Origin of the sequence: Pseudomonas sp. JAI111 (assembly GCF_024809425.1) — a bacterium.
Taxonomy (GTDB): Bacteria; Pseudomonadota; Gammaproteobacteria; order Pseudomonadales; family Pseudomonadaceae; genus Aquipseudomonas.
On sequence record NZ_JANUCB010000004.1, the window covers coordinates 1 to 727 of the forward strand.

Consider the following 727-nt stretch of genomic DNA (forward strand, 5'->3'; position numbering starts at 1 on the left):
ACGCCTCCACTCAGCCTGCCGAAGGGGCAGGTGGATCAAAAACCAGATCAAGATCAAGAGCTGCAGGCGAGCTACCGCTCGGCCTGTTGAGTGGTGAAGAGCGGGCGGGGTAGACACCGGTCCATTGTGGGAGCTGGCCTGCCGGCGATGGCGGCCTGTCAGCCGACCAGTCTCCTGCAGATGTACACCGAACCCTGTGGGAGCTGGCCTGCCAGCGAAGACGGCCCGCCAGCCAACCAATCTCTCCCATATACACTCATTCCCCTGTGGGAGCTGGCCTGCCAGCGATGGCGGCCCGCCAGCCAACCAATCTCTCCCAGATGCACCCAATCCAACTGTGGGAGCTGGCTTGCCAGCGGAGACGGCCCGCCAGCCGACCAATCTCTCCCAGATGCACCCAATCCAACTGTGGGAGCTGGCCTGCCAGCGATGACGACCTGCCAGCCGACCAATCTCTCCCAAATGCACCCAATCCAACTGTGGGAGCTGGCCTGCCAGCGATAGCGGCCTGCCAGCCGACCAATCTCTCCCAGATGCACCCAATCCAACTGTGGAAGCTGGCCTGCCACCGATAGCGGCCTGACAGCCAACCAATCTCTCCCAGATGCACCCAATCCAACTGTGGGAGCTGGCCTGCCAGCGATGACGACCTGCCAGCCGACCAATCTCTCCCAGATGCACCCATTCCCCTGTGGGAGCTGGCCTGCCAGCGATAGCGGCCCGCCAG